The organism is Klebsiella sp. A-Nf5 (assembly GCF_002810545.1).
GTDB lineage: Bacteria > Pseudomonadota > Gammaproteobacteria > Enterobacterales > Enterobacteriaceae > Klebsiella > Klebsiella variicola.
Window position 1 is genome coordinate 75,943 of record NZ_PIOG01000031.1, and the last position, 19,648, is coordinate 95,590.

A 19,648-nucleotide genomic window follows, 5' to 3' on the forward strand; every position below is an offset into this window, starting at 1 on the left:
GGGGCGCTCCCCGCCAGGGTGTTGATTTATCACTGCAGTTCGCCGTATCCCAACTGTTTATACACCGCTTTCGCTTCCTGCGGACCTTTCACCGGTATCACCGGGATAAAGGTTTGCACCGGCAGTTTCTGACCGGCAAAGTAGCGGGCCACGTTGTCGGCGGAGGTCTGGCCAATCAGATGCGGCTGCTGCGCGACGTTAGCCACAAACGGACTGCCGGGCTCTGCCATGATCTCCAGCGTCTCCGGACCGGCGTCGATGGCCGTCACTTTCACGTCCTTATCACGGCCGGTCTCTTCCAGTGCCTGGACGATACCGATGGCCGGTTGATCCCAGCAGGCGACATGGATCGCATCCAGTTTGCCTTTCGGATACTGGCTGAGTAATTCGAGGGTTTTCTTCCGCGCATCTTCTGGCGAGTTGGCGAACTGCTCCGCCAGCTCGGGTTGGATAATATGAATATCCGGATAATCCTTAAGGACATATTTCCACTGATCGTAACGAATTCCGCAAATACGCAGCGCGCTGGAGAACGCGTTAAATACGGCGACGTTGCCTTTGCCGCCTAATTCATCCGCCATGTAGCGGCCGATGGTCGAGCCTAAGGTGTAGTTATCGGAGGTGGTATTGTTGACCGAATATTGAGAAACATGATCCACGGTAAATACCGGGATACCAGCATCACGCAATGCTTTAAATTTTGGTTCGACGGCGCTGTCGCCAAGAATACTAATTACCGCGTCCACCTTGCGTGACAGTAAAATATCGTGATTATTGGCATGAACCTGATTATCGCGGCCGCCATCGACGCCAATGACTTTGCCTCCCAGTTTCTCCACTTCCTCTGTCGCACCTTTAAAGGCCTCGCGATCCCAAAAATGCTGAGTGCCAACAACGGCAACGCCAATGGTTTTTCCCTGTAAGGAGAGGGCGTCTGCGGCAGTGACGCTCAGCGAGGCAAGGGAAAGCAGTCCCAGCGCGGCAGGCAATAATTTTCTCTTCTGCGACATTGTTATTATGATCCTGTGATGAAGGTGGTTGCGGACCGGTAGCATGACAAGAAGCACCTCGCCACCTCAAATACAAAATAAGTCTAAGTTATGTCGGGAATGTTATATCGCAGAAACGCCAGAGAAAAAGGTTATTTTGCCACCGGGAACCTGAAAATATTTCATGATGCAAAATATACCTTTTTATTTTGTGGTTTTATTTTTTGCTTATTCCGTGTTTATTTAACGGATAAAGACGGCTTCCTGTTTATTGTGATGGCGTGGAGAAATACGGCCCTTGCTGGGAAATGCAGATGATTGCGCGGGCTAATAGTTTTTTTGGCAGAGTAATGTCTGGCTGGGGCGGGGATATTTCCGTCATTTCCTCGATTTATTTTAACGAGCTTTTTGGCTGAGAAGAACGCGAGTGCTATGAAGAAACAGCATAATTATACGGTGATGCACTGGGGAACGTGGCAGGTGGAGAGCCGCGAGGGCGATATCGTGGCGGTTAATCCGGTGCCCTGGGATAAAAATCCGTCACGCATTGGTCAGTCGCTCCCCGACGCGGTGACCAGCCAAACGCGCATTCGCCGTCCGGCGGTGCGCGCCGGCTATCTTCAGCAGGGGCCGGCGTCACGAGAAGGGCGAGGTAAGGAGCCTTTTGTCGAAGTCAGCTGGGAGGTGGCGCTGGACCTGCTGGCTCGCGAGCTGCGCTCGGTCAAGGCGCGCTGCGGCAATGAGGCGATCTACGGCGGCTCTTACGGCTGGGCCAGCGCTGGACGCTTTCACCATGCGCAGAGCCAGCTGCACCGTTTTCTTAAGGGCTTTGGCGGGTACACCGCCAGCACCAATACCTATAGCAGCGCCGCGGGCGAGCGCATTCTGCCGCATATTCTCGGGCCGCTGAGCCCCCTGCACCGTCAGCATACCCATTTTTCCGAGCTGGCGCGGGAGTGTCAGCTGTTTGTCGCGATTGGCGGTCTGCCGCTGCGCAATGCCCAGGTCAACGGCGGTGGCGCCAATGACCATATGCTGCCGTACTGGCTGGATAAGATGCAGGCCAACGGCACCCGGTTTATGAATATCAGTCCGGTGCGCAATGACCTCAGCGCGGTGCCCGACGCCGAGTGGCTGGCCATTCAGCCGGGCACCGATACCGCACTGCTGCTGGCGCTGAGCTATGTGCTGATCGCTGAGTCCCTTTACGACCAGGCGTTTGTGGCCAGCCATACCGTCGGGTTTGCCCCTTACCGCGCTTATCTGTTGGGCGAGCACGACGGCGTAGCGAAAACCCCGGCGTGGGCGGCGACGATTACCGGCCTGGACGCCCAGCGCATCGCCGACCTGGCGCGGGAGATGGCCCGCCACCGGACGATGGTGAATATCTCCTGGTCTATCCAGCGCGCCCGTCAGGGAGAGCAGGCCTACTGGGCGACGGTGGCCCTGACCGCGCTGCTGGGACAGATCGGCACGCCGGGCGGCGGCCTTGGGTTTGGCTACGCCTGCACCAACCTGGCGGGCGCGGTGCGAAAAGCGTTTTCCGGCCCACGCTTACCCGCCGGGGAGAATGCAGTGGACAGCGTTATCCCGGTGGCGCGGCTGTCCGATATGCTGCTGCACCCGGGAGAAGCCTATGAGTTCGACGGTCAGCAACTGCGCTATCCCGACATCCGTCTGGTTTACTGGGCGGGAGGTAATGCGTTTCATCATCATCAGGACATCAACCGACTGTGCGAGGCCTGGCGCCGTCCGGAGACGGTGGTGGTGCATGAGCAGTACTGGACCGCGCAGGCTAAATTCTCCGATATCGTCCTGCCAGCCACCACCTCGCTGGAGCGAGAGGATATCGGCAGCGGCGGTCACGACGGGTTTATGATCGCCATGAGCGCGCAGATCCCGCCGGTGGGCGAAGCGCGTGACGATTACGCCATTTTCCACGATCTGGCCGATCGGCTGGGCTTCGGAGAACCGTTCAGCGAGGGGCGGGACGCCGGGCAGTGGCTGCGTCATCTCTATGAGGAGTCAAGACCGCGGGCGCAGGAGGAGGGTATTGCGCTGCCCTCGTTCGAGGACTTCTGGCAGCAAGGGGTACTGGAGTACAGCGCGCCGGAGCGGCCGCAGATCTTTCTCGCCGATTTTCGCGCCGATCCGCAGCGCTATCCGCTCTCCACGCCCTCCGGCAAGATTGAACTCTTTTCCGCCACCGTCGCCGGGTTTGGCTATCGTGAATGCCCTGGCCATCCGTGGTGGGATGAACAGGAGGCCGCCCGGCAGCGGCAGGAGGCGGCGCGCTGGCCGCTTCATCTGCTCTCCAGTCAGCCGCGCGCCCGCCTGCACAGTCAGTATGACCACGGCAGCGTCAGCCGGGCGACGAAAATTCAGGGACGCGAGCCGCTGTGGATGCATCCGAGCGATGCGCAGGCAAGAGACATCCGCGAAGGCAGCGTGGTGAAGGTCCATAACGACCGCGGGGCAATTCTGGCGGGCGTGCACCTGAGCGAGCAGATTTTGCCCGGCGTGGTACAGATGTCCACCGGCGCCTGGTATGACCCTCTGGATCCGAATGAAAAAGGATCGCTCGATAAGCACGGTAATCCCAACGTGTTAACCGAGGATCGCGGCAGTTCGCGCCTGGGGCAGGGCTGTAGCGCCCAGAGCTGTTGGGTGGAGATCGCCCCGTGGCGGGAGGAACTGCCGCCGATCACCGCCTTTGATCCGCCGAGGTTTATTGAGGTTTAGGTGTGGGGGAGCGCCAGCGGCGGGGCGGGTAGTCCGGAGGAGGCGCGGTATGCGCCGCCTCCGGGAAAGTGCGCGCCAGGCAATTTACTGATGGCAGTGGGACGTTACGCCAGCCGTGGGTAGGCGCTAGCGATATCGTCGCCGGTAAACTGGGCGATCCAGCCTTCCGGGTTATCAAAAATGCGAATGGCGGTGAAGTTCGGTTCTGAACCCATATCAAACCAGTGCGGGGTGTGGGCAGGCACCGAAATCAGATCATTCTTTTCGCACAGTACCTGGAACACCTCGTCGCCAATGTGCAGGCAAAACAAACCTGCGCCCTCGACAAAGAAACGCACCTCGTCTTCGCCATGGGTGTGCTCGTTAAGGAATTTCTCCCGCAGCGCCTCTTTTTGCGGGTTATCGGCGCGCAGGCTGATGACGTCCCAGCTCTGGTAGCCCTTCTCGGCGACCAGTTTGTCAATCGCGTGCTGATAGGCGGCAATCACCGTTTCTGCGCTGGGGGCTGCGCCCAGATCGCGGTCGGCCTGCCAGCGCTCGAATCGGACGCCTTTGGCGTTAAGTTGATCCTGAATCGCTTTGGCGTCGGTGCTGTGCCAGAGCGGTGTTTGCGGATCGGTCACGGAAAAAAGGGTTAATGCGCTCATGCTGGGATCTGCTCCGGATGAATGTCGTCAAAACGCTGAACCTGGGGATGGTGGCTCGCCGGGTCGCGGTCGCCGCGTACCAGCTGGATCGTGCGCAAACCCGCGGCCTCGGCGGCGTCGAGTTCCTGATGGATATCCGACAGGAACAGGATGGTGCCGGGGGCATGGCCCAGGTGTTCAGCAATGTTACGGTAGGATTGCACTTCGCGTTTGGCGCCTACCAGGGTATCGAAATAGCCCGTGAACAGATGAGTAATATCACCTTCATCGCTGTAGCCAAATAACAATTTCTGCGCGGCGACGGAGCCTGAAGAATATACATACAGATCAATGCCCTGCGCTTTCCATTTCTCCAGGGCCGGCAGTACGTCCGGGTAGAGATGGCCGGTAAAGTCGCCATTGAGGTAGCCGTCACGCCAGATGATCCCCTGCAGCGCCTTTAGCGCCGTGGATTTACGGTCTTCGTCCATAAAGGCGAAGAGGGTAGTGATAAGGTCGGCGGTGCTGGCGGCCGGAGCGTCTGTCTCGCGGCGCAGGTTGTCGAGAATGGTTTTGACGGGCTCAGCGTACTGCTGAGCGGTCACAAAGCCGGCCAGTCGTTCGCGGGCGTAGGGGAACAGCACGTTATGCACGAAGCGGATATCGCTGGTGGTGCCTTCTATGTCGGTCACGATGGCGCGGATCATGGTTTCTCCAGAGTGGCGTAGCGCGGAATAACATTAGCATTTAGACGTCTAAGCGTCTTGATTGCCAAATATTAACATCGTGTTATAGTGGCTTCAACAACAGCATTACAATCGGTATAAAAAGAATGAGTAATAACCCTTTGATTCCAGAGAGTAAACTCCCGGCGCTCGGCACCACGATTTTTACCCAGATGAGCGCCCTGGCCCAGCAGCATCAGGCCATCAACTTGTCACAGGGCTTTCCCGATTTCGACGGCCCGCGCTATCTTCAGGAGCGTCTGGCGTACCATGTGGCGCAGGGGGCGAATCAGTACGCCCCGATGACCGGCGTGCCGGCGCTGCGCGAGGCGATCGCCGGGAAGACGGCGGAGCTGTATGGTTACCTGCCCGACGTCAATAGCGATATCACGGTCACCGCCGGGGCGACGGAGGCCCTGTACGCGGCGATCACCGCTCTGGTGCGCCGCGGCGACGAAGTGATCTGTTTCGATCCCAGCTATGACAGCTATGCTCCCGCGGTGGCGCTGGCCGGCGGCGAGTTACGCCGTATTGCGCTACAGCCGCCGCATTTTCGCGTCGACTGGCAGCAGTTTGCTGCGGCGCTGAGCGATAAAACCCGGCTGGTGATCCTCAATACCCCGCACAATCCATCAGCTACCGTCTGGCAGCGCGAGGATTTTGCTGCTCTGTGGCAGGCAATCGCCGAACGCGAGATCTATGTCCTCAGCGATGAGGTTTATGAGCATATCAACTTCGCCGCTGACGGCCACGCCAGCGTACTGGCGCATCCTCAACTGCGCGAGCGGGCGGTGGCGGTCTCCTCGTTTGGCAAAACGTTTCATATGACCGGCTGGAAGGTCGGCTACTGCGTGGCCCCTGCAGCCATCAGCGCCGAGCTGCGCAAGGTGCACCAGTATCTGACCTTCTCGGTGAATACCCCGGCGCAGCTGGCGATCGCCGACATGCTGCGCGAAGCGCCTGAGCACTATCGTGAGCTGCCGGCGTTCTATCGGGAACGTCGCGATCTGTTTATTGACGCGCTGCGCCCGAGCCGGCTGGAACTTCTGCCCTGTGAAGGGACCTATTTCCTGCTGGCGGACTACAGCGCTATCTCCGATCTTGACGACGTCAGCTTCTGCCGTTGGCTGACGACCGAAGTCGGGGTGGCGGCGATCCCGCTCTCCGTCTTCTGCGCCGATCCGTTCCCGCACAAGCTGATCCGCTTGTGCTTCGCCAAACAGCCAGCGACCCTGCTGGCCGCGGCGGCGCGTTTGTGCCAGCTGTAGTTACTTAATCGTCCACGCCTGAGAGAACTGGCGGCCAGCGAACATCTCCGTCAGGCCGCTAATTTGTTTCAGGCGCAGCACCTCATCGGCATCCATTCCCAGCTCTTTGCCGATCTTCTGCGGCGTCCAGCCGAGCTGGGTCAGTTCGCGGACGATTTCCGACATGGCGTGGATTTGGTGGCGTCCGCGCGCCCGGTTGTGGCGTATGGTCGCTGCCATCAGCCCGTCACGCGAGGCGGCTTCACTCGTCAGGCAGGTCACCGGCAGGTAACCTTTCAGCGTTTTTTTCAGCGCGGCTTTGTTGCAGGCCAGCTCATGACGGTGAAAACCGTCGACAATCGTATACGCCTGCGGGCTTTGCTGGATGACGACGACCGGCTGGGTAAAGCCGTCGGCTTCCAGCGACGTTTGCAGCAGGCGTTTTTCCGGTGGCGCCACGTTATTCGGGTTGTAATCGTTGGGGATGACCTGCTCCTGTTTTACCCACAGCACGCAGTCAACGGGCTGGGAGCGGAAGGGGCTGCGCTGGTGGAGCACTCGGCGAAACGCGTTGATTGCCTCGATGCGCGCCTCGTCATCCAGCGTTTGCAGATAAGCGTCCAGCGCCTGCGTCAGTTGTTGTTGCATAATATCCCCCATTGTTGGCGATGTTTTTCCATGCGTTTACGGTAGCGCTGATAGTGGCTGCTTTTGGTCGGGCTAAACGAGAGCTGGCGGCACCAGTAGTCGTTATTGAGCAGCACCTTGCAGACTCGCCGCCAGGACGGGATATCTTTGGTGCCAATGTCTGCGGGCTGGGTGTCGGGAATATCCTCCATGCCTTTTTTCAGATACCAGCGCAGATAAACGGCAATTTTGTTACGGTAGTGCTCGGCAGTGGTTTCCGGCATGCTGTCGAGCAAGAACAGGGCGTAGCTTTTCCACGTCAGGTGGTCGGGTTTTTCGATTTTTCGATGACCGTAGAATTGATTATCATGCCCGGCATAGACCCCACCGCTGTGCGCGCCGCTCACCCGCTGACACATCGCAGCCCAGCGTTCAGGCTCCAGCACATGGTAGAGCCACAGTCCCTGGCGCTGCTCCGGACCGAACGGTTCGCAGATGCGCATATAGCGCAGCGGTACCCCAGCCTGATACATCAGATCGTACAGTGGGTTATAGGACTGACCGCTTTTGGCAAACCAGGTCCAAATGTCGGCGGTTTTCCAGTCATAGAGTGGGTAGATGTACCAGGCATGGCCGCCCGGGGCCGAGGTGGTCCACGGTTTATCGTCGGCGAAACGCTGTTTGCGCTGCGAAGAGATGGTCATAAAGCGATTCAGTGACTCGTCGGCGCGAATGCCGACCAGCACGGCAGCGGGGCGCCGCTGTGAAAACCACTCGGAAAAGTGGCTGACAAAGGACTCAAAGCTCATCCCCGGTTGGTAAAACGAAAAATAGCCCGGGTGGGTAATTGCCCAGGGCGGCGGCTGACGGACCCAGTCGGTCCCGGGCTCCCAGCATTGCCATTGCGGTTTATACTGCGTCAGGGCATTTTGGGTCGTTAGCGGCAGGGCAACCCAGTAAAAGGCGTCGATAACATCCTGATACTGGAGGCGTAGTTTTTCACAGTGGGCGATGGTGCAGGAGAACTGCGCTTCCCAGTCAATAAACAACACACTGATTTTTTTCCCCTGTAACCGTGCCGCCTGGGCGGTTAAATGCAGCATGACGGTGGAGTCTTTTCCACCCGAGAAAGAGACGCAAATACGAGAAAAATTATCCAGCACCCACTGGATGCGTTGCTCAGTTGCCTGCAGCACCGATTCCGGTAAGGGATATTTAATAAACGACATGACCATTAATCCTTTAACAGTAGAAATTCCCGTTCGCTCAGTATAAACGATGAGGGCTGCGAAATTAATGGTCGATTTGCATTCTGACAGGGTGCGAAAAATAGGCAGGAAAGTTACTCGCTGTTATTAAGTTGTGGGCGTGATACATCTCGGTCATTCATTAATATTTTTATTAATTCAGATAAAAAATGATTTTGTGTTGATGATTGGTGATAGTTAATATATATCGTGATGTCCGGAAATAGCTCGTCTATATTGATGACGTGAAGTTGCATGGCCGGCGAAATAAAGTCATATAAATAAGAAGGAACGAAGCCAATTAAGTCGGTTTTATTGATCATGTTAAGAATGGTCATAAAAGAGTCGCTGCGAAAGGCAATATTACGCGGATTTAACCATGGCGTGCTGCTTTGCTGGACGCGCTGAATGACAGGATCGTTGGTGATATAGTGGGTGAAAAATTCCTGCGCCAGCGCATCAATCGACGTGAGTTGCTCTCGCCGCGGATGGTCCGCCCGGCAAACCGCCAGGGTCTGCACCGTCTGATAGGGCTCACACAAAGTGGCACGGTTGGTAACGGGCATTCGGGTGAACACCAGGTCCGCCTGGCGATACGCCAGCAGCTCCTCAGCCGATTCCGTGGTGGTCAGGTTATGGTGCTCAATCTGCAAATTGGCCTGATGACAGAGCTCATTAATCATAAAATGGCTATTGACTGAACAGAACAGCGGGGGGCCATATATCACAATACGTTTACGCAGTTCGGAGCGATTATTGAGATTGATGGTTTTTTCCAGCTGTTCAAGATTTTGTTGCAAATGATAATGAAGATTGACGCAGGCGGTGGTGGGTGTCATCCCTTTCCCGACGCGAACAAATAACGGATCGTCTAACTGCTGGCGCAAACGCTGCAACGACTGACTCACCGCTGACGGGGTGATAAATAACATGGCGGCTGCTTTGCTGATGCTCAAATGTTGATAGATACATTCAAAAATAACCAATAAATTCAAATCGAACTTTTTCAGATCGTAAAGATTTGCCATTAATGCAGTCCTGTGTATTATCAGCGCGGGTGAAAATATTTTTAATGGGAATGTTGAGTGGCTTAATATTCGTGGTGTGAATTTAATTTCTGGCCAATAATGTTAAGTTCTGCTTAATATATCTTATTGTCGACAGGGGCGCCAGCGGTCGTGGTTATCTGGCGCCATTATGCAATGAGATTATTCTTGTTCGCCCATCATGATATGCAGCTTTTCTTTATCTGGCAGACCGACCACCTGCTGTAACATATTATCCTTATTCATATAGTAAATGGCTGGCGTGACGTTGGCCCCCAGCTCGTCCATCAGCTGCTGATTAACGTTGAGCACTTTCATCTTCTCCGGTGGGATAGCCTGCGGGAGCGTCAGGGCCATTTTCCCGTTTGATTGCTCGTAATCATGCCAGGTCTTCGCCGGATCCTTGGTGGCAAGAATGGCGGCGGCGGTGGCCGGGCTTTCTGGCTTGATCACGCCCACCAGCAGGGTGCGAATCTGTACTTTACCGGCTTCCACCCAGGGACGGGATTGCTGCCAGAACTGTTTACAGTAGGGGCAGAAGGGATCGGCAAAGACATACAGCACGATGGGGGCGTCCTTGTGGCCATCCTGCAGCCAGTTGGCCTGAGCCATCTTCTGCCACATCTCCTGTCCTGCCGGAGTGTAGAGTTCTTTCTGAAACAGCTGCTCGCTGAGGTTGGTGCCGTTCTCATCATACATATAGCCGGAGATCGCGTGTTTACCGTCTGGTGTTAGGTAGATGGCGACGCCCATATCCTGATATTTTCCCAGCCAGCCTTTCATTCCCCCCGGTGCGTCAAAAGGTTTGATGATAGTAATGCCCTGTTTTTCAATCGCTTTTACCGGGGCGGGTAGGTCCTCCGCATGGCTGCATAACGGGAAAACGCTGAGTAACAGCAGTCGCTTTAACATGAGTATTCCTTGTAAAATCAGCAGGTAAGGGAAAAGCATTGCCGAACCTATTACAGTCATAGGTAAGAACAGCTGAACGATGGATTGCCCTTTCCTGGCATGGGTGATGTAATCCTGGATGCTGTTACATTAAGGTAATGTAGAGCGCAACACATAGCCAGTCTGACTGGCGCTGAACCTACCTTCGGGTATTTCAGGTAACGGGGCCGCCTGAAAGGGTGGCCTTTTTACTTTTGTCGCGGCAAATGATGCGAAAAACAGCGAACAGCGCTGAACGCGTCGACAGGTTCACAGAGTTGTCTTGTTCCGGTTGTTAGATAACGCTTATTGATTCGATAATGTAAACGCATTGGTCGGGTCAGGAAAAATTCGTTAACTTAGACCTCAACGAAAACACGGAGGAAGTATAGATGTCCTTAATTAACACTAAAATCAAACCGTTCAAAAACCAGGCATTCAAAAATGGTGAATTCATCGAAGTCACCGAGAAAGACACCGAAGGCCGCTGGAGCGTCTTCTTCTTCTATCCGGCTGACTTCACTTTCGTCTGCCCGACCGAACTGGGCGACGTGGCTGACCATTACGAAGAACTGCAGAAGCTGGGCGTAGACGTTTACTCTGTGTCTACCGATACCCACTTCACCCACAAAGCGTGGCACAGCAGCTCTGAAACCATCGCGAAAATCAAATACGCGATGATCGGTGACCCGACTGGCGCCCTGACCCGTAACTTCGACAACATGCGTGAAGATGAAGGTCTGGCTGACCGTGCCACCTTCGTGGTTGACCCGCAGGGTATCATCCAGGCGATCGAAGTTACCGCTGAAGGTATCGGCCGTGATGCGTCTGACCTGCTGCGTAAAATCAAAGCGGCGCAGTACGTTGCTTCTCACCCAGGCGAAGTCTGCCCGGCTAAATGGAAAGAAGGCGAAGCGACACTGGCTCCGTCTCTGGACCTGGTCGGTAAGATTTAAGTCTGTTTGTGCCCGGCGGCGCTACGCTTGCACGGGCCTACAAGATCGTAGGCCGGGTAAACGGCGTGCCACCCGGCAATCAATGGGCGCTTTCGCGCCCATTTTATTCCAACACCATGATGCAAGCGCATTCAGGCCGCCTGGACAAGGCCGCTTGCATGATGATGTTTTAAGCCCAGGAGATAACAATGCTCGACACCAACATGAAAACCCAGCTCAAGGCCTACCTTGAGAAGCTGACCAAGCCTGTTGAGCTGATTGCCACGCTGGATGACAGCGCTAAATCGGCAGAGATCAAGGAACTGTTGGCTGAAATCGCTGAACTGTCAGACAAAGTCACCTTTAAAGAAGACAACACGCTCGCGGTACGTAAGCCATCATTCCTGATTACGAACCCAGGTTCCGACCAGGGTCCACGCTTTGCGGGCTCCCCGCTGGGCCACGAATTTACCTCGCTGGTGCTGGCGCTGTTGTGGACCGGCGGTCATCCGTCGAAAGAGGCCCAGTCGCTGCTGGAGCAGATCCGTGATATCGATGGCGATTTCGAGTTCGAAACTTACTATTCGCTCTCCTGTCATAACTGCCCGGATGTGGTGCAGGCCCTGAACCTGATGTCGGTGCTCAACCCGCGCATCAAGCACACGGCGATTGACGGCGGGACCTTCCAGAATGAAATTACCGATCGTAACGTCATGGGCGTTCCCGCGGTGTATCTGAATGGTCAAGAGTTTGGTCAGGGTCGGATGACGCTGACGGAAATTGTCGCCAAAGTGGATACCGGTGCGGAAAAACGCGCAGCAGAAGAGCTGAACCAACGTGACGCTTACGATGTGCTGATCGTCGGCTCCGGCCCGTCCGGCGCGGCAGCGGCGGTCTACTCTGCGCGTAAAGGTATTCGTACCGGCCTGATGGGCGAACGCTTCGGCGGCCAGGTGCTGGATACCGTGGATATCGAAAACTATATTTCGGTGCCGAAAACCGAAGGCCAGAAACTGGCCGGCGCGCTGAAAGCGCACGTCAGCGACTATGACGTCGATGTGATCGACTCCCAGAGCGCGACCAAACTGACCCCAGCGGCGACAGAGGGCGGCCTGCATCAGATTGAAACCGCCTCTGGCGCGGTGCTGAAGGCGCGCAGCGTGATCATCGCCACCGGGGCGAAATGGCGCAATATGAACGTACCGGGCGAAGATCAGTATCGCACCAAAGGCGTGACCTACTGCCCGCACTGCGACGGTCCGCTGTTTAAGGGCAAACGCGTAGCGGTAATTGGCGGCGGGAACTCCGGGGTAGAAGCCGCTATCGACCTGGCGGGCGTCGTAGAGCACGTGACCCTGCTGGAGTTTGCTCCAGAGATGAAAGCCGACCAGGTGTTGCAGGACAAAGTCCGCAGCCTGAAGAATGTCGACATCATTCTTAATGCGCAGACCACGGAAGTGAAAGGCGATGGCAGCAAAGTCACCGGCCTGCAGTATCGTGATCGGGTAAGCGGTGATGAGCATCATGTCGCGCTGGCGGGGATCTTCGTCCAGATTGGCCTGCTGCCTAACACCACCTGGCTGGAAGGCGCCGTTGAGCGTAACCGCATGGGTGAGATCATCATCGACGCGAAGTGCGAAACCAACGTCAAAGGCGTGTTCGCCGCTGGCGACTGCACCACCGTGCCGTACAAGCAGATTATTATCGCGGCAGGGGAAGGGGCAAAAGCGTCGCTGAGTGCCTTCGACTACCTGATCCGCACGAAAACCGCATAACAAGTCAGACAATAAACCTGCATAACAAAGAGGCTACCCTGGGGTAGCCTCTTTTTTTATCCTTTATTTCGTCACGCTTACCTGACGACCATCACCGGGATATGGGCATGGCGGATCACGCTTGAGGCATTGGATCCGAGCAGGTGGGTACTGATGGACGGGTTGCGCGAGCCAATTACCACGACATCGGCGTTAATTTCGTTGGCCAGCTCGTTGACCATATCGCGCACGCTGCCGAAACGGACATGCAGCTTGATACGCGATGGGTCAATGCTGAAATGGCTGACCATCGTCTGAAGACGGGTTTCCGCTTCATGCTGCAGGTGTTCTTCAAACCGCCGCAGATCGGCGGTAAAGCGGCTCATGGTGAAGCTCGCAGAACCGGGTAATACGTGGAGCAGATGGATCACCCCGTCCTGCTGGGCCAGAAACTCCGCATGCCGGACGGCCTTATCGCTCAGCGCCATCTCAAAGACATCAACGGGCATAATGATAGTCTTATACATATGCATTCCTCCTTGTTCGTTTGCGTCTATATCAACATATTATATGCGGATATAGTGTCATTCAGGTCGCAAAACTGTCAGTCAGGCAGGTGCAAAGCGTAAAAAAAGGTTAGCGGGGGAAGAAACAGCAGAAAGAGGATGTATGGACATCCTCTGAATAAAGCGCGAAACGCCTCAGGCAGCAGGGATTAGCGGTGGAATTCGCCAGCGGCTTCCGGCTGGTACAATAGCTCCAGCACTTCCAGGTGTGTCGATGCACCGCCCGGCAGCTCCCAGTGAATGGTGCTGCCGACTTTCAGACCCAGCAGCGCGGCGCCCACCGGCGCGAGGACGGAGAGCTGGCTGGCGCTGTCAGTCACCTGTGACGGAAACACCAGCGTCCGCACGCGCTCTTCGCCGCTGGTTAAATCGCGGAATTTTACCTTACTGTTCATGGTGACGACGTCATGCGGCATCGCTTCCGGCGCCAGCATTTGCGCGCGGTCGAGCTCGTCATTCAGGGCATCGGCAACCGGTAAGTTGGCGAAAGCCGGCTGCTCCAGCAGCCTGTCGATACGTTCGGCATCCAGTTCGTTAATGATGATTGCGGGTCTGGTCATTGCATACTCCATGTTATCCAGGAACCTGTCCGTAAAAGAAAACCCTCGCCGAAAAGGGCAAGGGTTAAGGTTTTACCATCATACTGAGAGTTGCCGGCGGTTTGAAGTGATGAAACGCACATTCAGCGTGCAACGCCACCCGGAGGGCGGCGTTTTCTGCTCAGCACGTCGCTTTGCGCTACTCACCAACCTTATCCAGGATAAACTGGGTTCCACAGTTGCCCGGGTGAGGCTGTGGCAGAAAGGCGGAAGTGGTCAGCGGGGCGTTAATCGTGGCGGCGTTGAGGGAGATTTGCATCTCAGTCAGATAGGCCGGATTACCGTTACAGGTTAATTTAAACGCCTTCACGCTTTGTGGACCCCAGGCGCGGGCCACCGCGGCATCGAAGTCGGCGCGGCTGACGGTTTGACCATAATGCTTCGCGAGGAAATCGCCTACCGGGCTATGCTTAATTTCCCCATTCAGGCGCACCATGGTGCCAAAATAGCTATCGGGATCAAAGCCGAAGCAGACGCCATGTTTGGCGTATTCGTAGCGCTCCAGGCAGGAGGTGCCGCCCGAACCCGGCATCACGTTATTGAGCTTATTGGCCATCTCCAGCGACAGGCCGGTTTCCGCCGCCTGGCATTTGCGGTTCGCTTTCACTTCCGGCATGTCGGGCACCGGGCGCGTGGCGCAGCCGTAGCGCATCCAGCGTCGTTCATCCACCCCGCGTGCGGCAATCGATTTTGGCAGTCCGGGCCACAGGCCGTGCACGGTCAGAAAATCGGCTTTGTTCGCCGTGTCCTGTTGCAGGCGGCACTCTTCCGGTTCGCTACGGTTGCGGTCAAGCATGCTCTGACAGAATCCGGTTTGCCAGGAGAGGGCAAGGACGTAGCGGTCAAAATCAGCGTATCGCGTCGCGGTGAGCGGTTCAGCGCCGGCCTGAGTGGCGGTGAGCACAAGGGCTATCGCGGCGAAATCCTTCCTGAACATGTTTATTCCTGATTGTGGATGACAAAAGATAACGGGGAGTTATTAAAGCATAAAAAAGGCGCCTGCTGGCGCCTTTTCGCGTGGTTAGACCATTAGTGGATTGCGCTGCCGGGTACGAGGATCTCGGTAGCGATAATCACCACCAGCAGGCCAACCATCACCGGCACGGAGGTGCGTTTAACTACTTCGAACGGCGAAATTTTCGCCATCCCGGCGACGGCAACCACTACCCCGGAGACCGGCGATATCGTGCGGCCGAGGTTAGAGGCCTGCAGCATCGGAATCGACAGGTAAGCCGGATTGATGCCGGAAGAGTGCGCCAGCTTGGGGATCATCTCAACAAAGGCATAGAACGGGGCATTACCGGAGCCGGTAGTCATCGCCGCCAGCATGGTCAGGATCACCAGCACCAGCATCAGAATAATACTGGCCGAGCCGAACGACGTGGCGATGGAGATCAGCCCGTTGATAAAGCCGATAGTGCTTAACCCCTGGGCAAAGACGCCGGCAGCGACCAGCAGCATTACCACGCCGGCGAAGGCGTCGGCCATGCCGCGGTAGGCAACTTCCAGCCCGCTGAAGACATTTTTGGTGTTAAACCCGCGCAGGAACTCAAGGATCGCCGCCAGCAGCATGCAGCCAACGAGGATAGTGATAATGTGCAGTTCCGGTCCCCATTTACCATCAAAGATCAGTACGCCGATGATCGGGGTAAACGGCAGAATGGCGTACAGCGCCGGGGCGGTGGTGGTGATGTCGTTGACATCCAGCATTTCGTGGGAAATGTTCTCTTTTTTATCCAGATAACGCTGCCAGAAGAAGTGGGCAATCGCCATGCAAATAATGGCCGCGATGGAAATAGGCAGCGTGGTCTTGAAGGCAAAGTCGATCAGCGGCATTTCAGCGGCTTTCGCCGCCAGCACGACATCGCCAGAGGTGGGCGAGAGGATAATGGCCGCTGGTGAAGCGCAGATGGCGGCAGCCGCCCCGCGACTGATACCGACGTTCACCATCACCGGGAACAGCGTCGCCATCAGCAGCACGCCAAGGCCGGTCGCCGAGGAGACCGCCAGCGACATCAAACAGGCGACAAAGTAGGCGGCAATCATCAGCAGATAGGGCGAATTAATATAGCGCAGCGGCTTTGACGCTAATTTTACCACCATATCATTAGCGCCAATATGGGTCATGTAGGTGGCGAAGCCGCACAGCATCATAATCATCATACCCAGATCGCCACCGCGGCTCATGAGTAGAATCTTAATGTATTCAATAATATCGGTGGCAGAATAACCGGTGCTGTCGGTATTGCCCGGCAAGACTTTATGCCCCAGCAGGGCGCTGACGATCAATAAGATTAAGCCCCCGACGAACAGCACCCCGGTGGCCGAGTAGCCCTTAATGATATAGCGGGCGACGCCCACAATGACCACAATCCCGATCAGGATCTCAACAAACGTCAGCATTTATTACCCCTAAGCCCAAAGAATATGTAGATAAAAAGCGTCACACCAAATTTTAATGTGCGAATGTGCCGAAAAAACGGACAAAACTCGCTGATGCAAATCAATAAAGCGATAAGAACTACGCGTCACCCGTCTCGCCTGGATATAATCACCAGATGGATAGTTAAAAGGTTCTGATGGTCACCGGGCGAAAATCAGGAGTTTGCCTTATTTCGTTCAACCTGTATTGAGGCTATCTTTGCTATTTTAGGCGGCTTTTAAATGAAAGTGGTAATGGAAAAGTGTTGATGTTACGTCGTTTTTCACTGTTTTCTCTTGGTTTTTTTGGATGGTTGTTGGTATCCGTAAACGCCAGCGCGTCGTTTTCATCGACCCTCAGCGAAGGTTACCATACCTTAAGTAATAACGTGGCGCAGACCTGGAATGAGCCGGAGCACTATGACTTATACGTTCCAGCCATTACCTGGCACGCGCGGTTTGCCTATGATAAGGAAAAGACGGATAAGTATAACGAACGCCCCTGGGGGGCGGGTTTTGGCGTCTCCCGCTGGGATGACAAAGGAAACTGGCACGGCCTGTACCTGATGGCGTTTAAAGATTCTTTCAATAAATGGGAGCCTATCGGCGGCTACGGCTGGGAGAAAACCTGGCGCCCGCTGACCGACCAGAACTTCCACCTTGGCCTCGGCTATACCCTCGGGGTAACGGCGCGCGATAACTGGAACTACATTCCTATCCCGGTGATCTTGCCATTAGCATCAATAGGTTACGGTCCAGCAACCTTTCAGATGACCTATATTCCAGGCACTTACAATAACGGTAACGTTTACTTCGCCTGGGCTCGTATACAGTTTTAATTCGCTAAGTCTTAGCAATAAATGAGATAAGCGGTGCGTCTTGTGGAAAAACAAGGACTAAAGCGTTACCCACTAAAAAAGATAGCGACTTTTATCACTTTTTAGCAAAGTTGCACTGGACAAAAGGTACCACAATTGGTGTACTGATACCCGACACAGCATTAGTGTCGATTTTTCATATAAAGGTAATTTTGATGTCTAAGATTAAAGGTAACGTTAAGTGGTTTAATGAGTCCAAAGGATTCGGTTTCATTACTCCGGAAGATGGCAGCAAAGATGTATTCGTACACTTCTCTGCAATCCAGTCCAACGGTTTCAAAACTCTGGCTGAAGGTCAGCGCGTAGAGTTCGAAATCACTAACGGTGCCAAAGGCCCTTCTGCTGCAAACGTAATGGCTATCTAACCAACACGTCAGTAGAATATAAAAACCCGCTTTAAGCGGGTTTTTTTTTGCCTGTTTTCAGGGTCTTAACGGCTGGCAGCCTGCGAGAAAAGCCAGAAGGCGGCCGCTGTCATAGCAAACGACCCCAGCAAATTTACCAGCACGTTGAGGAGTGCCCAGCTCACCCGTCCCTGTTGCAGGAGAAAGACCACTTCCGCAGAGAAAGTGGAGAAGGTCGTCAGCCCACCGCAGAATCCGGTGGTAATCAGCAACTTCCACATCGGGTCAATATCGGTTAGACGATTAAACCACGCCAGCCCGGCGCCAATCACAAAGGCACCTACCAGGTTGGCCGTCAGCGTCCCAATCGGGATAGCATGATGCACAGGATTGAGCTTCATGCCGAGCCACCAGCGCAATACGCTGCCGGTGCCACCGCCGATAAAAACGGCGCAAAGAAGTTGAAACACGGTTGTTTCCTGCTATTTGATATAAGAGAGCCTCAAGTGTAGCGCGCGACGGGCGCGGTTGGCTATTCATAACCTGACGGAGAAAAACATGCGGGTAGCGGCAGGACAATTTGCCGTCACGCCAGTATGGCGGACGAATGCGCAGACCTGTGTGGCGATGATGCAACAGGCTGCGCGTGAAGGGGCGGCGCTGCTGGTGCTGCCGGAGGCGTTGCTGGCGCGGGATGACAACGACCCGGACATGTCAGTGAAATCGGCTCAGTCGCTGGATGGGGAATTTTTGCAACTGCTGCTGGCTGAGAGCGGGCGTAACCGTTTGACCACGGTCCTGACACTGCACGTGCCGTCAGGAGAGGGCAGAGCGACCAATACGCTGGTGGTATTGCGGGGTGGCGAAGTGATAGCTCATTATCACAAGCTCCATTTATATGATGCCTTCGCAATGCAGGAGTCGCGGCGGGTGGATCCTGGCCAGCAGATCCCGCCGGTGATTGAGGTGGCGGGATTACGCGTTGGCCTGATGACCTGCTACGATCTGCGCTTTCCGGAACTGGCGCTATCGCTGGCGCTGAACGGGGCGGAGCTGCTGGTACTGCCCACCGCATGGGTGAGGGGGCCGCAGAAAGAGCACCACTGGGCGACGCTGCTGGCGGCGCGCGCCCTTGATACCACCTGCTATATCGTGGCGGCAGGCGAGTGCGGGACGCGGAATATCGGTCAGAGCCGCATTATTGATCCGCTGGGAACGACGCTGGCGGGGGCAGGGAGTGAGCCGCAGGTGATCTTTGCCGATGTCTCCGCGGAATACCTTGCCCGGGTTCGCGAGCGTTTGCCGGTGCTGCAGAACCGACGATTTGCGCCACCGCAATTATTGTGATGTTTTTTTAAACAGGGCTTGATTCACCTTGTTACAGATTGCTATTGTGTCCGCGCGTCAAATACCCGTATTGTTTATCCGAATAATTCGCTGTGCACGTCAGGATGGACACCTCTGCACTAACTCCTTGAGGAGAAGGCTCTGGGCCGAATCACGCAGCCCACGCACAGGTGGATTACAATATGACGGATAAATGCGTGTATGATGGCGTATTCGCAGCTTGTATAGAGAAGAAGGTTAGCTATGGGTGAGATTAGTATTACCAAACTGCTGGTAGTCGCAGCACTGATTATCTTAGTGTTTGGTACCAAGAAATTACGTACGCTGGGCGGCGACCTGGGTTCGGCTATCAAGGGCTTTAAAAAGGCCATGAACGAGGATGACGATAGCGCGAAGAAAGCCACCGTGGAAGAAGAAGCGCCGGCGCAGAAGATCTCTCATAAAGAGTAATTGACCCGATGCATCCCTCCGGAGGGATGCTGGCGGAACGGCGAAGAGGCCGCGACGAATATCGTTGCGGCCTTTGTCGTTTTTGGCGATGCCGTGCAGAAAAGATGCAACGAACTGTTACGAAAACGCGAAGCAGAGGAAGCGGAGAGGGGCCGCTGCGGCGAAAAATCGCGCA

At 55.5% G+C, this 19,648-nt stretch carries 20 protein-coding genes; 8 read left to right on the top strand and 12 right to left on the bottom strand.

Annotated elements, in window-relative coordinates; translation table 11 throughout:
* Positions 1–29: 29 nt before the first annotated feature.
* A complete protein-coding gene (locus tag CWM53_RS03960; RefSeq protein WP_008805613.1) occupies positions 30–1,010 on the bottom strand; it encodes a sugar ABC transporter substrate-binding protein in 981 nt (326 codons plus the stop codon).
* A gap of 411 nt (positions 1,011–1,421) precedes the next feature.
* Between CWM53_RS03960 and CWM53_RS03965 the strand changes: the two genes are divergently transcribed.
* Complete coding sequence (locus tag CWM53_RS03965; protein WP_100729339.1) at positions 1,422–3,731, top strand: molybdopterin-dependent oxidoreductase; 2,310 nt, start codon at positions 1,422–1,424, stop codon at positions 3,729–3,731.
* 104 nt (positions 3,732–3,835) lie between these two features.
* On the opposite strand, the gene CWM53_RS03970 is transcribed toward CWM53_RS03965, so the two are convergent.
* Together CWM53_RS03970 and mtnC are read right to left on the bottom strand one after the other, a co-directional pair.
* Positions 3,836–4,378, bottom strand: coding sequence for a 1,2-dihydroxy-3-keto-5-methylthiopentene dioxygenase (locus CWM53_RS03970; RefSeq protein WP_100729338.1), 543 nt, complete (start codon positions 4,376–4,378; stop codon positions 3,836–3,838).
* The gene (gene mtnC, locus CWM53_RS03975) at positions 4,375–5,064 is read right to left on the bottom strand and encodes an acireductone synthase (RefSeq protein WP_008805616.1); all 690 of its coding nucleotides are present in this window, start codon (positions 5,062–5,064) and stop codon (positions 4,375–4,377) included. Before mtnC ends, CWM53_RS03970 begins: the two co-directional genes overlap by 4 nt.
* 140 nt (positions 5,065–5,204) lie before the next feature.
* On the opposite strand from mtnC, the gene CWM53_RS03980 reads away from it, so the two are divergent.
* On the top strand, positions 5,205–6,350 hold the full coding sequence (locus tag CWM53_RS03980; RefSeq protein ID WP_162678329.1) for a pyridoxal phosphate-dependent aminotransferase: 1,146 nt from the start codon (positions 5,205–5,207) through the stop codon (positions 6,348–6,350).
* Here the strand turns inward: CWM53_RS03980 and CWM53_RS03985 are convergent, their stop codons facing one another.
* The 4 genes from CWM53_RS03985 to dsbG form a co-directional block, all read right to left on the bottom strand.
* Positions 6,351–6,977 carry an IbrB-like domain-containing protein gene (locus CWM53_RS03985; protein ID WP_074386619.1) on the bottom strand — a complete coding sequence of 209 codons (627 nt, stop codon included), beginning with the start codon at positions 6,975–6,977 and terminating at the stop codon, positions 6,351–6,353.
* Positions 6,962–8,185, bottom strand: a complete 1,224-nt coding sequence (locus CWM53_RS03990; RefSeq protein ID WP_100729337.1) for a phosphoadenosine phosphosulfate reductase — start codon at positions 8,183–8,185, stop codon at positions 6,962–6,964. Before CWM53_RS03990 ends, CWM53_RS03985 begins: the two co-directional genes overlap by 16 nt.
* A gap of 113 nt (positions 8,186–8,298) precedes the next feature.
* A complete protein-coding gene (gene citR, locus CWM53_RS03995; RefSeq protein ID WP_100631556.1) occupies positions 8,299–9,231 on the bottom strand; it encodes a DNA-binding transcriptional repressor CitR in 933 nt (310 codons plus the stop codon).
* Between the two features lie 180 nt (positions 9,232–9,411).
* Positions 9,412–10,161, bottom strand: coding sequence for a thiol:disulfide interchange protein DsbG (dsbG, locus tag CWM53_RS04000; protein WP_100631555.1), 750 nt, complete (start codon positions 10,159–10,161; stop codon positions 9,412–9,414).
* 410 nt (positions 10,162–10,571) lie between these two features.
* Between dsbG and ahpC the strand changes: the two genes are divergently transcribed.
* Both ahpC and ahpF read left to right on the top strand, forming a co-directional pair.
* The gene (gene ahpC / locus CWM53_RS04005) at positions 10,572–11,135 is read left to right on the top strand and encodes an alkyl hydroperoxide reductase subunit C (RefSeq protein ID WP_002894394.1); all 564 of its coding nucleotides are present in this window, start codon (positions 10,572–10,574) and stop codon (positions 11,133–11,135) included.
* Between the two features lie 188 nt (positions 11,136–11,323).
* Positions 11,324–12,889 carry an alkyl hydroperoxide reductase subunit F gene (gene ahpF / locus CWM53_RS04010; RefSeq protein WP_074386552.1) on the top strand — a complete coding sequence of 522 codons (1,566 nt, stop codon included), beginning with the start codon at positions 11,324–11,326 and terminating at the stop codon, positions 12,887–12,889.
* A 77-nt stretch (positions 12,890–12,966) separates the two neighbouring features.
* On the opposite strand, the gene uspG is transcribed toward ahpF, so the two are convergent.
* The 4 genes from uspG to dcuC all read right to left on the bottom strand — a co-directional run bounded on the left by uspG (position 12,967) and on the right by dcuC (position 16,436).
* The gene (uspG, locus tag CWM53_RS04015) at positions 12,967–13,395 is read right to left on the bottom strand and encodes a universal stress protein UspG (RefSeq protein WP_061155360.1); all 429 of its coding nucleotides are present in this window, start codon (positions 13,393–13,395) and stop codon (positions 12,967–12,969) included.
* 188 nt (positions 13,396–13,583) lie between these two features.
* Positions 13,584–13,994, bottom strand: a complete 411-nt coding sequence (gene rnk, locus CWM53_RS04020) for a nucleoside diphosphate kinase regulator (RefSeq protein ID WP_008805623.1) — start codon at positions 13,992–13,994, stop codon at positions 13,584–13,586.
* A gap of 178 nt (positions 13,995–14,172) precedes the next feature.
* Positions 14,173–14,970 carry a ribonuclease I gene (rna, locus tag CWM53_RS04025; RefSeq protein WP_074386551.1) on the bottom strand — a complete coding sequence of 266 codons (798 nt, stop codon included), beginning with the start codon at positions 14,968–14,970 and terminating at the stop codon, positions 14,173–14,175.
* Between the two features lie 92 nt (positions 14,971–15,062).
* Complete coding sequence (gene dcuC, locus CWM53_RS04030; RefSeq protein ID WP_100631553.1) at positions 15,063–16,436, bottom strand: anaerobic C4-dicarboxylate transporter DcuC; 1,374 nt, start codon at positions 16,434–16,436, stop codon at positions 15,063–15,065.
* A gap of 335 nt (positions 16,437–16,771) precedes the next feature.
* On the opposite strand from dcuC, the gene pagP reads away from it, so the two are divergent.
* Complete coding sequence (pagP, locus tag CWM53_RS04040) at positions 16,772–17,293, top strand: lipid IV(A) palmitoyltransferase PagP (protein ID WP_319829936.1); 522 nt, start codon at positions 16,772–16,774, stop codon at positions 17,291–17,293.
* A gap of 194 nt (positions 17,294–17,487) precedes the next feature.
* On the top strand, positions 17,488–17,697 hold the full coding sequence (gene cspE, locus CWM53_RS04045) for a transcription antiterminator/RNA stability regulator CspE (RefSeq protein WP_012542460.1): 210 nt from the start codon (positions 17,488–17,490) through the stop codon (positions 17,695–17,697).
* 65 nt (positions 17,698–17,762) lie between these two features.
* On the opposite strand, the gene crcB is transcribed toward cspE, so the two are convergent.
* Positions 17,763–18,146, bottom strand: a complete 384-nt coding sequence (gene crcB, locus CWM53_RS04050; protein ID WP_074386548.1) for a fluoride efflux transporter CrcB — start codon at positions 18,144–18,146, stop codon at positions 17,763–17,765.
* 88 nt (positions 18,147–18,234) lie between these two features.
* Between crcB and CWM53_RS04055 the strand changes: the two genes are divergently transcribed.
* Together CWM53_RS04055 and tatE are read left to right on the top strand one after the other, a co-directional pair.
* Positions 18,235–19,023, top strand: coding sequence for a deaminated glutathione amidase (locus CWM53_RS04055; protein WP_074386547.1), 789 nt, complete (start codon positions 18,235–18,237; stop codon positions 19,021–19,023).
* A 243-nt stretch (positions 19,024–19,266) separates the two neighbouring features.
* On the top strand, positions 19,267–19,473 hold the full coding sequence (gene tatE / locus CWM53_RS04060) for a twin-arginine translocase subunit TatE (RefSeq protein WP_008805630.1): 207 nt from the start codon (positions 19,267–19,269) through the stop codon (positions 19,471–19,473).
* Positions 19,474–19,648 lie beyond the last annotated feature (175 nt).